The following is a 13,147-nucleotide window of genomic DNA, read 5'->3' as shown; positions in this document are numbered from 1 at the left end:
TCTATTCACTCCACGTCATGTCAGGCTATGTTCAGCCTCAGTACAAGGAGAATCCATAATCCTGATAACGGTAACTAAGGAAAAGCAAAGTGGCCGAGAGGGCAGCGTTCTGCCAGGAAGCTCAAGCTTGGTTAGAAAAACTGCCCGTACAGCATGTGCTCCCTCTTCAGGAATGAGAGAGAGACTTGCCGCTGGCCTGCTGCGCTTGCCAAGACTGACGGCGAAGCCGGTCTCGAACAGGCCACCAATGATCAGCATGCTCCAGTTGATGCTCATGATTTCCCCTCTGCCCGCCCGCGCTGACGCCATGGGCGTCCGCTGCTATCATGTGCTGCTCATCCATCCCGCACCGAAGATGTCACCTTGGCTCTCTCCGCTTCCCGCTTGAACGTCTACCGTCAGCCGGGCTTCATGCCCTTCGTCATCGCCCGCCTGCTGGCGGTATTTGCCATGCAGATCCAGGCCATTGTGGTCGCTTGGCAGATCTACGAAATTACCGGTGATCCGTTGTCGCTGGCATGGGTCGGGCTGGCGCAGTTTTTGCCGATGCTGTTTCTGCTGATGCCTGCGGGCGACCTGATCGATCGCTACAGCCGCAAACTGATTCTCGCTCTCTCTTGGGCTGGCGCGGCGGGCTGCAGTGGCATCCTGCTGTGGCTGACCGCACGTGGCGAGCATGAGCCGGGCTGGTTCTATGGTGCGCTGGTACTGTACGGCTGCTCGCGGGCGTTCATCGGGCCGGCCCTACAAAGCCTGTTGCCGCAAATCGTGCCGCGGGATCAGTTGGCCCAGGCGATTGCCGCCAACAGCACCATCATGCGTACCGCGACCATCCTCGGTCCGGTGTTGGGGGGCGTGCTCTATGCCGTCGGCGGCGGTGAGCTGACTTATGCGATCTGCCTGGTGTGCTTTGCCGGCGGGCTGTTGCTGCTCAGCCGCGTACCGGTGCTCTATGCCGAAGCCATGCAGATTACCGAAACCTCCGGCTGGCAGCGCTTTACCGCCGGGCTGCATTTCATTCGCACCCGGCCGATCATTCTCGGCACCATTTCCCTGGATCTGTTCGCCGTGCTGTTGGGCGGTGTGGTCGCTCTGCTGCCGATCTATGCCAGCGATGTGTTGCACGTCGGCCCCGAGGGCCTGGGCATTCTGCGCAGCGCCATGGCCGTGGGTGAAATCTGCGTGGGCCTGTACCTGAGCGCCAGGCCATTCAACAGCAATGTCGGGCGCACCATGTTTATCGCGGTAGCGATCTTCGGTGTGGCCAATCTGGTGTTCGCGCTGTCGACGCTGTTCTGGCTGTCCTTCGTTGCGCTGCTGATAGCCGGCGCCGCAGACATGGTCAGCGTGTATATCCGCTCGGCGCTGATCCAGTTCTCCACGCCCGATGCCATGCGCGGCCGGGTCAATGCGGTCAACATGTTGTTTATCGGCTCGTCCAACGAACTGGGCAATTTCCGCGCCGGCACCAGCGCGGCCTGGTTCGGCGCGGTACCGGCCGCCTTGATCGGGGCCTTCTGCACCCTGGGCGTGGTGGCCGGCTGGGCTGCGGGGTTCCGCACGCTGCGCCAGGTCGATCGCTTCGAGGATGCCTCGCCCGAGAGCCGGACCGCACGTAGCTGATATTCATGGCCGGCACTAGTCGGCCGCACCTGGCCGGTCGCACCTAACCGGCCGTACCTCGCCGGCCACACCGAAATGACGGCGCCGGCCAATGCCTTTATAATCCCGCCACTTCGTCGATCCCGTCAGGAACCTGCCATGAGCCAAGCCACCGGTACTCTTTATATCGTTTCCGCCCCGTCCGGTGCGGGCAAGACCAGCCTGGTCAAGGCCTTGATCGAGCAGATCGACAGTCTGCGGGTGTCGGTATCCCATACCACCCGGGCGATGCGCCCTGGCGAAGTGGATGGCGTGAATTATCACTTCACCCGCCGCGAACGCTTCCTCGAACAGGTGGGCCAGGGTGATTTTCTCGAACATGCGGAAGTCTTCGGCAATCTGTACGGCACCTCCCAGAGCACGGTGGAACAGACTCTGGCCGAAGGTCATGATCTGATTCTGGAAATTGACTGGCAGGGTGCCCAGCAGGTGCGGCGGGCGCTGCCCCAGGCCCGCTCGATCTTCATCCTGCCGCCAAGCAGCTCCGCCCTGCAGGATCGCCTGAGCAATCGCGGGCAGGATAGCGACGACGTGATCGCCGGACGCATGGCGCAGGCGGTGGAAGAAATGAGTCATTACGTGGAATATGACTTCATTGTCATCAACGATGACTTCCATACCGCCCTGGATGACCTGAAAGCAATCCTGCGCAGCGGACGTCTGACCCTCGCCCACCAGCAGGATCTGCACCGGCACCTTCTTACCGGCCTGTTGTCAGACTGACTGGTTAACCGGTAAACTGTTCGGTCCCGCGTTTTTACCAAGCGCTTCCCGATTTTCTTTTTTCTGCCGTTCGGAGTACACCATGGCCCGCGTCACTGTTGAAGACTGCCTGGAAAATGTAGACAACCGCTTTGAGCTGGTCATGCTGGCCACCAAGCGTTCGCGTCAGATCGCTACTGGCGGCAAGGAACCCAAGGTTGCCTGGGAAAATGACAAGCCCACCGTCGTGGCTTTGCGTGAAATCGCCGAAGGCCTGATCACCGACGCGATCATGGCCGAAGAAGCTCTGCGTGAACAGCAGGAGCCGCTGTACTCGCTGGAAACCGAACTGCCGGAGTAAGCGGTTGCGATGGCCGTGCGACCTCGTTCAAACTGCTCTGACAGCAGGGTGCAGGAGAGTTGCATGTCCGGTATAGAAGTCTTTGCCGATCGGCTGGATGACTACCTCGAACCCGATCAGGTCAACCTGGTACGCCGCGCCTATTTCTATGCGGAGCAGGCCCATGACGGCCAGACCCGCCGCAGCGGCGAGCCCTACGTCACCCATCCGCTGGCGGTAGCCAACATCCTTGCTGATATGCACATGGACCATCAGAGCCTGATGGCCGCCATGCTGCATGATGTGATCGAGGATACCGGCATCCCCAAGGAAGCCCTCACCGCGCAGTTCGGTGATACCGTGGCAGAGCTGGTCGACGGCGTCAGCAAGCTGACCCAGATGACCTTCGAGACCAAGGCCGAGGCCCAGGCTGAGAACTTCCAGAAAATGGCCCTGGCCATGGCCCGCGATATCCGGGTCATTCTGGTCAAGCTCGCTGACCGCCTGCACAACATGCGCACCCTCGGCGCCCTGAAGCCGGAAAAACGCCGCCGCATCGCCCGGGAAACCCTGGAAATCTACGCGCCCATCGCCAACCGCCTGGGCATGCACAGTCTCAGCACCGAGTTCGAGGACCTGGGCTTCAGCGCCATGTATCCGATGCGCTCGCGGATGATCGCCCAGGCTGTGCGTGACGCCCGTGGCAACCGCAAGGAGCTGCTGAACAAGATCCTCGACTCCCTGGAAGCCTGTCTCGAGCGCGAGGGGCTGCAGGGCAAGGTGCTGGGCCGCGAGAAGCATCTGTACGGTATTTACCAGAAGATGCGCGAGAAGCGTAAGGCGTTCAACGAGATCATGGATGTCTACGCCTTCCGGATCATCGTCGACAAGGCCGATACCTGCTATCGCGTGCTGGGCGCCGTGCACAGCCTGTACAAGCCCTTCCCTGGCCGCTTCAAGGACTACATCGCGATCCCCAAAGCCAACGGCTATCAGTCTCTGCATACCACCCTGTTCGGTATGCATGGTGTACCGATCGAGATCCAGATCCGCACCGAAGAGATGGAAGAGCTGGCCAATAACGGTATCGCCGCACACTGGGTGTACAAGTCGAAGGACGAGGTGATCAACGGCAACCATGCGCGCACCCGTCAGTGGCTCAAAGGCGTGCTTGAACTGCAGCAACGCGCGGGTAATTCGCTGGAGTTCATCGAGAACGTCAAGATCGACCTGTTCCCCGATGAGGTCTATATCTTCACGCCCAAGGGCCGGATCATGGAGCTGCCCAAGGGCTCCACACCGGTCGACTTCGCCTACGCCGTGCATACCGATGTGGGCAACAGCTGTATCGCCTGCCGTATCAATCGCCGCCTGGCGCCGCTGTCCGAGCCACTGGAAAGCGGCCAGACCGTGGAAATCATCACCGCCCCAGGCGCCCGGCCCAACCCGGCGTGGTTGAACTTCGTGATCACCGGCAAGGCGCGCAGCAATATCCGTCATGTGCTCAAACACCAGCGCCACTCCGAATCCATTGCGCTGGGCGAGCGGCTGCTGGACAAGGTGCTGGCGAGCTTCGATACCAGCCTGGAGCAGATTCCCGAGCGGCAGATCAAGCGCGTGCTGGCTGACTGCCGCATGGAGACGCTGGAAGACCTGCTGGCGGACATCGGGCTGGGCAATCGCATGGCCTATGTCACTGCACGCCGCCTACTGGCAGGTGATACCGCGGCCGAGGCCGAGGCAACGCGCAGCGATGCCGTTATCCAGCAACCCCGCAGCGAAGAGAAACCCCTGGCCATTCGCGGTACCGAAGGGCTGGTGGTCAGTTTTGCGCGTTGCTGTAATCCCATTCCGGGCGATCCCATTGTCGGCTTCCTCACTACCGGCAAGGGCATGGTCATTCACCAGGAAAACTGCAAGAACCTGGCGGAACACCACGACAATAATGAAAAGATTCTGCAACTGACCTGGGATAAGAATGTCAGTGGCGAATTCACCGTGGAGCTGCGCGTGGAACTGGAGCATCAGCGCGGCATTATTGCCCAGCTCGCTACCAGCATCACCGTAGCCGATGCGAGTATCGACAAAATCAGCGTGGACGAACGCGATGGTCGCATCAGCGTGGTGCAACTGGTGCTGCGCGTGCGCGGCCGGCTGCACCTTTCCCAATTGATCAAGCGGATCCGTGCGCTGCAAGGCGTGCTACGGATTACCCGCCTTAAAAACTGAATCCAGATGGAGACCTTCATGAACAAGCAAGTCATCACCAGCGAACACGCTCCCGCCGCCATCGGCACCTACTCCCAGGCCATCAAGGTCGGCAACACCGTTTACCTGTCCGGCCAGATCCCGCTGGACCCGCAAACCATGGAAGTGGTTGAAGGCTTCGAGGCCCAGGTCTGCCGCGTGTTCGACAACCTGGCACTGGTAGCTGAAGCGGCTGGCGGCAAGCTGCAGGACATCGTCAAGCTGAACATCTACCTGACCGACCTGGCCAACTTCGGTACCGTCAACGAAATCATGGGCCGCTACTTCGAACAGCCCTATCCGGCCCGCGCGGCCATCGGCATCGCTGCGCTGCCCAAGGGCGTGCCGGTAGAGATGGACGGTATCCTGGTCGTCGGCTAAGCGATCGCTGTGGTGTCCCGTGGAGCTCCTGCCGGGCCCGCCCCACAGGTACACCCATAGCTGGACGTTTGCCGCTGAGGTTACTCGAGCATGCTCGAGTAACCCTCCCGGTAGCTGGGATACACCGGCTCCCACCCCATCTCCCGCGCCAGTGCATTACTGCAGCGCTTGCTGCCAACCCGATTGGCCGTAGGCCCTTCGGCCAGCAGTTCCACACCCACCTGCTCTGCCAGCCACTGCGCCACGTCGTGCAAGGGCGCCGGCTCATCGTCTACGCCCAGATAGCAGGGCGCCAGCAACTCGCCCTGGTCAGCAGCCAGTAACAGGCATTCCAATAACGTCGCGGCATCATCCCGATGGATGCGATTGGTGTATTGCACCGGGGTTTCCGGCACATGCAATCCGCTGCGCACCTGTTCGATCAGTCGCGTGCGCCCCGGCCCGTAGATACCAGCCAGACGCACCACCGATGCCGGGACGCCGCTGCGCAGCGCCACGTCCTCGGCCTGGATCAACAAGGGTGCGGTTGCTGACTGGGCCAGCGCTGGGCTGTTCTCGGTTACCCATTCACCCTCGCTCTGGGCATAGACCGCCGTACTGGACACCTGCAGCAGGTGACGCAGCTTATGCCGACTGTCCTTCAGCCAGCCCAGAACGTGCTGCAGCCCATCGATATAGAGCTGCTGGTACAGTTCGGGATCGCGCCGCCCGGCGGCCGGGCAGTAAACCACATAGTCGACCCGCTCCGGCCAGTCAGCCGGCTTCTGCGGCTGGGTCAGATCAGCAGCGATCCGGCCAATATCCCCGGGTAAAGCCGAGGGGTCGCGGCGCAGTCCACTGACCTGCCAACCGCGCTGCAACAGACGCTCGGCAAGAGCCGTTCCCACATCACCGCAGCCGGCAATAACTACATGTTTCATGCTGATTGTTTTCCTCTATCGATCAACCCGCTATGCTTGCTGAAAATCTCCGCGAGCAGTATACGACATGACCCTGACCGAACTCCGTTACATCGTCACTCTGGCCCAGGAACAGCATTTCGGCCATGCCGCCGAGCGCTGCCATGTTTCCCAGCCGACGCTCAGTGTCGGCGTCAAGAAACTGGAGGAAGAGCTGGGCATCATGCTCTTCGAACGCACCAAGAGCGCCGTGCGGGTCACCCCCGTGGGTGAGAAGATCGTCGCCCAGGCCCAGCGGGTACTGGAAGAGGCAATGGCCATCCGCGAACTGGCCAGCGCCGGCAAGAATCAGCTGTCGGCCCCGCTCAAGGTCGGCGCCATCTATACCATCGGGCCGTATCTTTTCCCGCACCTGATTCCACAGCTGCACCGGGTGGCCCCGGAAATGCCGTTGTACATCGAGGAGAACTACACCCACATCCTGCGCGACAAGCTGCGCAATGGGGAGCTCGACGCGATCATCATCGCGTTACCATTCAGCGAGCCGGATATTCTGACCAAGCCGCTGTATGACGAACCCTTCAGCCTGTTGATCCCGGCCGATCACGCATGGGCCAAGCGCGACTACGTGTCGCTGGATGACCTGGATGATGATCGCCTGCTGCTGCTCGGCGAAGGTCACTGCTTCCGTGATCAGGTACTGGAAGCCTGCCCCACCACACGCCGCAGCGATGAACAGCTCAAGCACACCACCATCGAATCCAGCTCCCTGGAAACCATCCGCCACATGGTTGCCTCGGGCATGGGCATGACGGTGCTGCCGATGTCGGCCGCCGATGATCGTTATTACAGCTCCGATCTACTGCTGACCAAACCATTCAGTTCGCCGGTCCCCTTCCGCACCGTGGCGATTGCCTGGCGCGCCAGCTTCCCACGCCCACGGGCAGTGGAAATTCTCAGCGACTCGATTCGCCTGTGCTCGGTTGGCGACCCCGCCGATAAGCGCCGGGCTTGATGACAGCATGACGTTGCAGCTGGAACGCACACCGCTGACGGTGTTCAAGGGTATCGGCCCGGCGCTGGCGGACAAGCTGGACCGTCTCGGTCTGAGCAGCGTGCAGGATGTGCTGTTTCATCTGCCGCTGCGCTATCAGGACCGCACCCGCATCACGCCAATCGGAGCTCTGCGCCCAGGCATGGACGCGGTCATTGAAGGTGTCGTGCTGGGGGCAGAGGTGGTGATGGGGCGACGTCGCAGCCTGTTGTGCCGCATTCAGGATGGCAGCGGCACCTTGAGCCTGCGTTTCTATTATTTTTCCGCCGCACTGAAGTCCAATCTGCAGCGTGGCAGCCGCTGGCGCTGCTACGGTGAGGTGCGCCCCGGCGCCTCCGGGCTGGAGATCTACCATCCGGAAATGCAGAACCTGGACAGCCAGCAGGCAGCGCCGGTGGCCACCACCCTGACGCCTATCTACCCGGCGACCGAAGGCCTGTCGCAGCAGCGTTTGCGCAGCCTCACTGATGCTGCTCTCGCCTGGCTGGATCAAGGCAACAGCCTGCCTGACCTGCTAGCCCCCGAACTTACCGAGCAGTATCAGCTGCCGCCCCTGCGCGAGGCCATCCACACGCTGCACCGACCGCCGCCCGATGTCGACTTGCAGGCGCTGGAAGATGGTCGCCATTGGGCCCAGCATCGGCTGGCGTTCGAGGAGCTGCTGGCCCACCAGTTGACCATGCTCAAGCTGCGCGCCGAAGTGCGCGCCCATCGGGCACCGGTAATGCAAGCCCCCGGCGAACTGGCGCAGACCTTCATCAGCCAGCTGGGCTTTCCGCTGACTGGCGCCCAGCAGCGAGTAGCGGAGGAAGTCCGCGCCGACCTGCGCCAACCCCAGCCCATGCTGCGCCTGGTCCAGGGCGATGTGGGTGCCGGCAAGACTGTAGTCGCGGCGCTGGCGGCATTGCAGGCGCTGGAAGCCGGTTGGCAGGTGGCCTTGATGGCGCCAACCGAGATCCTTGCCGAGCAGCATTTCAACAACTTCCAACGCTGGTTCGCGCCGCTGGGCATTTCCGTCGCCTGGATGGCCGGCAAGCTCAAGGGCAAGGCCCGCAGCAATCAGCTGCAGATGATCGCGACGGGTGATGCCGCCATGGTGGTCGGCACCCATGCGCTGTTCCAGGCCGAAGTGCAGTTTCACAACCTGGGGCTGGCGATCATCGACGAGCAACACCGCTTTGGTGTGCAACAGCGGCTGGCCCTGCGTGACAAGGGCGCGGCTGGACGCTTCTCCCCGCATCAGCTGATCATGACCGCCACCCCCATCCCGCGCACCCTGGCGATGAGCGCCTATGCTGATCTGGATACCTCGATTCTCGATGAGCTGCCGCCGGGGCGCACCCCGATCAATACCGTGCTGGTGTCCGACAGCCGACGCGATGCGGTGGTCGAACGGGTGCGCGCCGGTTGCGCCGAGGGCCGCCAGGCCTATTGGGTCTGCACGTTGATCGAGGAGTCCGAGCAGCTCCAGGCCCAGGCCGCCGAAGTGACGTGGCAAGCGTTGTGCGAACAATTGCCGGACCTGTCGATCGGCCTCATTCATGGGCGTATGAAGGCAACGGAGAAGGCCGAGATCATGCAGGCGTTCAAGGATGGCGACCTGCACCTGCTGGTCGCCACCACCGTGATCGAGGTCGGCGTGGATGTGCCCAATGCCAGCCTGATGATCATTGAAAACCCCGAGCGCCTCGGCCTGGCGCAACTGCACCAGCTGCGCGGCCGGGTCGGCCGCGGCAACACTGCCAGTCACTGCGTCCTGCTGTATCACGCCCCGCTGTCGGCACTGGGCCGCGAACGCCTGGGGATCATGCGGGAAAGCTCGGATGGCTTTGTCATCGCCGAAAAGGATCTGGAACTGCGCGGCCCCGGCGAAGTGCTCGGCACACGCCAGACCGGCCTGGTACAGTTCCGCGTCGCTGATCTGGTCCGCGATGCCGATCTGCTCCCACAAATACAGGAAGCCGCAGTGGTCTTTACCCGGCAGCACCCGCAGCGGGTCGATCTGGTTATTGATCGCTGGCTGGCTGATGCACAACAGTTCGCTCAAGTGTGACGCCTAGGGCCCCAGCTTGCGATGCTACGTGGACACCCCCTAAGATCACCTCAATCAAGCCATTCCGATTGTCCAGACAAGGAACTTTCTGATGACCGATCACGCAGCCATGCCGTCAGGCAGCGCCAGCTTGCCCGACCTGCTGGAAAAGCAGCTGCAGCGACAGCAGATTACCTACCGGCTGCGGCCCCAGGGCGCAGCCGGCCCGCTGTGCCAGCAGATTCGGGTGTGCCTGCTCAGCGACGCCGATGGCATGTTGTTGACGCTGTTTCCCGCTGACCATCTGCTGGACCTGCGGGAACTGACACGGGTGACCGGTCGGGAACTGCAGCCGGTGCGCGATCAGCAGCTGCAGGCGCTCCTGCAACGCTACCAGCTGGCGCAGTTGCCGGGCTTGCCGGTGTTGGTGGATTCACCCTGTCTCATCGAGCAACAGCTGCTGGCCCACGCCCAGGTGTGGATGCCCAGCGGCCTGTCCGGTTGGTGTCTGGAGCTTGAGCAGAGCGCATTGGCCAGCCTGGCGGCAACCGCCACCGCCGCCGCCTTCGCCGTCCCGCTGAGCACCATCGAATGTACCGCTGAAGATGCCGAACAGGACCGGCACGACATCAACCTGGCGGTGAAGAACTTCACCGCCCTGCGCATGCGCCAGCGTCTGGAAGAGACCATCGAGATTCCGCCGCTGCCCAACACCGCCCAGCAGATCATGAAACTGCGGGTGAACCCCGATGCCACCGTCGAGCAGCTCACCGATGTGGTGGAAACCGACCCCAGCCTGGCTGCCCAGGTGGTCAGTTGGGCCTCCTCCTCATTCTATGCCGCACCGGGCAAGATTCGCTCGGTGGAAGATGCCATCACCCGTGTGCTGGGCTTTGACCTGGTGATCAATCTTGCGGTGGGCCTGTCCCTGGGCAAGACGTTCAACCTACCCAAGGATGCGCCCGAGTGCAGCACGCCCTACTGGGAACAAGCCATCTATACCGCCGCGGCGATCGAAGGGCTGGCCAGGGCGATGCCGCGTGAACATCGCCCGGAGCTGGGCCTGAATTATCTGGCCGGGCTGCTGCATAACTTCGGTTATCTGCTGCTGGCTTATATCTTCCCGCCCTACTTCAATCTGATCTGCCGCCACGTGGAAGCCAACCCGCATGTGCCGGCCCACCTGGTGGACCAGCATCTGCTCGGCGTCAACCGGGATCAGATCGGTAGCTGGCTGATGCGCTACTGGGACATGCCGGCGGAAATTTCCAGCGCCATCCGCCATCAGCATGATCCGCATTACGCCGGTGAGCATTATCAATACGCCAACCTGGTTTATCTCAGCCTGGCGCTGCTGCGTGAGCGGGAACTGGGTGGCGGGCCGGAGATGGTTATCCCCGAGCTGCTGCTGGAGCGTCTGGAGCTGACCCGTGAACAAGCGGACAAGGCGGTGGACAAGGTACTGGACGCGCGCGATGCGCTACGCAAGCTGGTGAATGAGTACCAGCTGGGCTGGAATCGCTGAAAGATCGCTGAATCAGCTACCGGGGGCTATACAGCCCCCGGCCTTTCCGTTCAATTGACGGAATCTTTCAATCCCTTGCCGGGCTTGAAGGACACGGTGTTGCTGGCCTTGATCTGAACAGGCTCACCGGTTTGCGGGTTTTTGCCGGTCCGGGCACCACGATGCCGCTGCAAGAAGGTTCCGAACCCGACGAGGGTAACCGTATCCTTGCGGCTCAGGGCCTGGGTGATTTCATCGAGAATCGCGTTGAGCGCGCGGTTTGCCTGGTCCTTGCTCAGGTCAGCCTTGTCGGCAATAGCCGCTGCGAGTTCCGGTTTACGCATATAGAGCCTCACTATGTGTTGTTTTTGTTTTTCGCTGCCTGCTGCAACGATGCTTGGCGACCGCCCCGCCGCTCCTGGCTCAAGGCTGTCAAAGCCTGCCCAGCATGGCACGACTCGGGCGCCTGCGCCAGCCAGAAACCGGGCTGACAGAGAGAGTTATCGCTGATTTCCCGGAAAAAGGCAAAACTGTCTCATTGCCATAACGGTTAACCGATAGCAATCATCTCGAAGTCTTCCTTGCCGACTCCGCAATCCGGGCATTGCCAATCAGCCGGTACGTCTTCCCAGCGAGTCCCTGGCGCGATGCCGTCATCCGGCCATCCTTCCGCCTCGTCATAGATGAACCCACATACGATGCATTGCCATTTTTTCATCAATGATTCCTGAATAGTGCGCTGTAAAATCGGCTTCCGAGACTACCGCAAAGCTCTGACGCCGGCCAACCGCTGCGCCAGGGCGGGTGAATAACCGCCAAGTCATGATACCCTCTGCACCAGACACCCGCAGCGACAGTGAGATCCGTGAGTATTCCCGACTGGCAACTGGTAACCGATCATTCCGATATTTCCGACAGCGTTTTGCTCGATTGGCTCCGCGACACGGGGTCACTGACCCGGCGGCTGATGGCGGCCGGCAATGATGATTTCCGGGTCGAAGTACTGGCCGAGCAGCAGCAACCGGCGCGCGCAGATGAAGCCGCGGCGCTCGGATTGGCTGAGGCCCATCCGGTATGGGTCCGCGAAGTCCTGCTGCACACGGCGGGAGCGCCCCGGGTATTTGCCCGCACGGTAGCCGATTTGCAGGCTTTCAACGCCGCTGGCGTGCATCTGGAAAACCTGGGCAGCCGCAGCCTCGGCGAGCTGTTGTTCAATGATCCGCGGATCCGCCGCGCGCCGATCGAGATCAGCCGCTACCCGGCCCGCTGGTTGCCAGCGGATCGGCAGCAGCCTGGTTGCTGGGCTCGGCGCTCGTTGTTCGCCAGCGAGCGACTGCAGCTGTTGGTATGCGAGGTTTTTCTCCCCGGCTGGCCTCCGGCCGCCTGAGTCCATCACCGTTTCGGAGACTATTGTGTCTGGCCTGTTGATCAAACCCCTGTCGCGCCTCCATCCTCGCGCCATCGACTTCATCCAGCTCATGCGGCTGGATCGCCCCATCGGTATCTACCTGCTGCTGTGGCCCACGCTGTGCGCGCTGTGGCTGGCCGCAGGCGGCGTTCCGGATCTGCTGTTGCTGGCAGTGTTTGTCACCGGTGTGGTGTTGATGCGGGCAGCTGGCTGCGCCATCAACGACTTCGCCGATCGCAAGGTCGACGGCCATGTCACCCGCACCCGCAATCGGCCTCTGGCCACCGGCAAGGTCAGCCCCCGGGAAACCCTGCTGGTCTTCGCCATTCTGGTGGCGCTGAGTGCCTCTTTGCTGCTGTTCACCAATCTGCTGACCTTCAAGTTGTCACTGGTGGCACTGGCACTGGCAACCGTTTACCCCTTTTGCAAACGCTTCACCTTCTATCCCCAGGTGGTGCTGGGCGCCGCCTACTCCATGGCCATCCCCATGGCCTTCGCTGCACAGACCGGCGAACTGCCGGTGGCGCTGTGGCTGCTCTACATCGCCAATCTGCTGTGGACTGTGGCTTATGACACCGAGTACGCCATGTGTGACCGCCCCGATGATCTGGTCATCGGCGTCAAATCCACCGCCATCGTATTCGGCGAAGCCGACAAGTTGATCATCGCGCTGCTGCAGGGGCTGACATTGCTGTGCCTGCTGCTGGTCGGCAGCCGCTTTGAGTTGGGCGCCTTTTACTATCTGGGGTTGGTGGCCATGTTGTTGAGCTTCGGCTGGCAACACTGGTTGATTCGCGACCGCGAACCACAGGCTTGCCTGGCCGCATTCCTGTCCAACCACTGGAGCGGACTGCTGGTATTTGCCGGCCTGGTGCTGGACTACCGCCTGGGTTAAATGGTCAGCGGTCACACAACTGC

14 protein-coding genes are annotated in these 13,147 nt (G+C 61.8%); 10 read left to right on the top strand and 4 right to left on the bottom strand.

The window, feature by feature from the left end:
- Positions 1 to 15 precede the first annotated feature (15 nt).
- Positions 16 to 276 carry a hypothetical protein gene (locus BM267_RS16705; RefSeq protein WP_143063035.1) on the bottom strand — a complete coding sequence of 87 codons (261 nt, stop codon included), beginning with the start codon at positions 274 to 276 and terminating at the stop codon, positions 16 to 18.
- An 87-nt stretch (positions 277 to 363) separates the two neighbouring features.
- On the opposite strand from BM267_RS16705, the gene BM267_RS08115 reads away from it, so the two are divergent.
- The 5 genes from BM267_RS08115 (at position 364) to BM267_RS08095 (ending at position 5,332) form a co-directional block, all read left to right on the top strand.
- A complete protein-coding gene (locus tag BM267_RS08115; protein ID WP_074778868.1) occupies positions 364 to 1,623 on the top strand; it encodes an MFS transporter in 1,260 nt (419 codons plus the stop codon).
- 138 nt (positions 1,624 to 1,761) lie between these two features.
- Positions 1,762 to 2,385, top strand: coding sequence for a guanylate kinase (gene gmk / locus BM267_RS08110; protein WP_074778870.1), 624 nt, complete (start codon positions 1,762 to 1,764; stop codon positions 2,383 to 2,385).
- An 82-nt stretch (positions 2,386 to 2,467) separates the two neighbouring features.
- Positions 2,468 to 2,725 carry a DNA-directed RNA polymerase subunit omega gene (rpoZ, locus tag BM267_RS08105; protein ID WP_036991788.1) on the top strand — a complete coding sequence of 86 codons (258 nt, stop codon included), beginning with the start codon at positions 2,468 to 2,470 and terminating at the stop codon, positions 2,723 to 2,725.
- Between the two features lie 63 nt (positions 2,726 to 2,788).
- Positions 2,789 to 4,933, top strand: a complete 2,145-nt coding sequence (gene spoT, locus BM267_RS08100; protein ID WP_036991786.1) for a bifunctional GTP diphosphokinase/guanosine-3',5'-bis pyrophosphate 3'-pyrophosphohydrolase — start codon at positions 2,789 to 2,791, stop codon at positions 4,931 to 4,933.
- An 18-nt stretch (positions 4,934 to 4,951) separates the two neighbouring features.
- Positions 4,952 to 5,332 (top strand): RidA family protein, encoded by a 381-nt coding sequence (locus BM267_RS08095; RefSeq protein WP_036992108.1) that lies wholly within the window; start codon positions 4,952 to 4,954, stop codon positions 5,330 to 5,332.
- A gap of 80 nt (positions 5,333 to 5,412) precedes the next feature.
- Here the strand turns inward: BM267_RS08095 and BM267_RS08090 are convergent, their stop codons facing one another.
- Positions 5,413 to 6,252 carry an SDR family oxidoreductase gene (locus BM267_RS08090; RefSeq protein WP_036991785.1) on the bottom strand — a complete coding sequence of 280 codons (840 nt, stop codon included), beginning with the start codon at positions 6,250 to 6,252 and terminating at the stop codon, positions 5,413 to 5,415.
- Positions 6,253 to 6,319: 67 nt separating this feature from the next.
- Here BM267_RS08090 and BM267_RS08085 point away from each other — a divergent pair, with 67 nt between their 5' ends.
- From BM267_RS08085 to BM267_RS08075, 3 genes are all read left to right on the top strand, one after another.
- The gene (locus BM267_RS08085; RefSeq protein ID WP_036991782.1) at positions 6,320 to 7,246 is read left to right on the top strand and encodes a hydrogen peroxide-inducible genes activator; all 927 of its coding nucleotides are present in this window, start codon (positions 6,320 to 6,322) and stop codon (positions 7,244 to 7,246) included.
- 7 nt (positions 7,247 to 7,253) lie between these two features.
- Complete coding sequence (recG, locus tag BM267_RS08080) at positions 7,254 to 9,338, top strand: ATP-dependent DNA helicase RecG (RefSeq protein WP_036992105.1); 2,085 nt, start codon at positions 7,254 to 7,256, stop codon at positions 9,336 to 9,338.
- 91 nt (positions 9,339 to 9,429) lie between these two features.
- On the top strand, positions 9,430 to 10,842 hold the full coding sequence (locus tag BM267_RS08075; RefSeq protein WP_074778872.1) for an aminoacyl-tRNA deacylase and HDOD domain-containing protein: 1,413 nt from the start codon (positions 9,430 to 9,432) through the stop codon (positions 10,840 to 10,842).
- A 50-nt stretch (positions 10,843 to 10,892) separates the two neighbouring features.
- Here the strand turns inward: BM267_RS08075 and BM267_RS08070 are convergent, their stop codons facing one another.
- Both BM267_RS08070 and BM267_RS08065 read right to left on the bottom strand, forming a co-directional pair.
- The gene (locus BM267_RS08070) at positions 10,893 to 11,165 is read right to left on the bottom strand and encodes an HU family DNA-binding protein (protein WP_036991779.1); all 273 of its coding nucleotides are present in this window, start codon (positions 11,163 to 11,165) and stop codon (positions 10,893 to 10,895) included.
- A gap of 206 nt (positions 11,166 to 11,371) precedes the next feature.
- On the bottom strand, positions 11,372 to 11,539 hold the full coding sequence (locus BM267_RS08065; RefSeq protein WP_036991777.1) for a rubredoxin: 168 nt from the start codon (positions 11,537 to 11,539) through the stop codon (positions 11,372 to 11,374).
- Positions 11,540 to 11,686: 147 nt separating this feature from the next.
- Here BM267_RS08065 and BM267_RS08060 point away from each other — a divergent pair, with 147 nt between their 5' ends.
- Together BM267_RS08060 and ubiA are read left to right on the top strand one after the other, a co-directional pair.
- Positions 11,687 to 12,208, top strand: a complete 522-nt coding sequence (locus BM267_RS08060) for a chorismate--pyruvate lyase family protein (RefSeq protein ID WP_459562110.1) — start codon at positions 11,687 to 11,689, stop codon at positions 12,206 to 12,208.
- Between the two features lie 25 nt (positions 12,209 to 12,233).
- Complete coding sequence (gene ubiA, locus BM267_RS08055) at positions 12,234 to 13,124, top strand: 4-hydroxybenzoate octaprenyltransferase (protein ID WP_074778876.1); 891 nt, start codon at positions 12,234 to 12,236, stop codon at positions 13,122 to 13,124.
- Positions 13,125 to 13,147: the final 23 nt, after the last annotated feature.

Source organism: Halopseudomonas bauzanensis (assembly GCF_900114735.1).
In the GTDB taxonomy this organism is placed as follows: Bacteria; Pseudomonadota; Gammaproteobacteria; order Pseudomonadales; family Pseudomonadaceae; genus Halopseudomonas; species Halopseudomonas bauzanensis.
The sequence above is the reverse complement of the archived record's forward strand: the minus strand, read 5'-3'. Positions and strand labels throughout refer to the sequence as shown.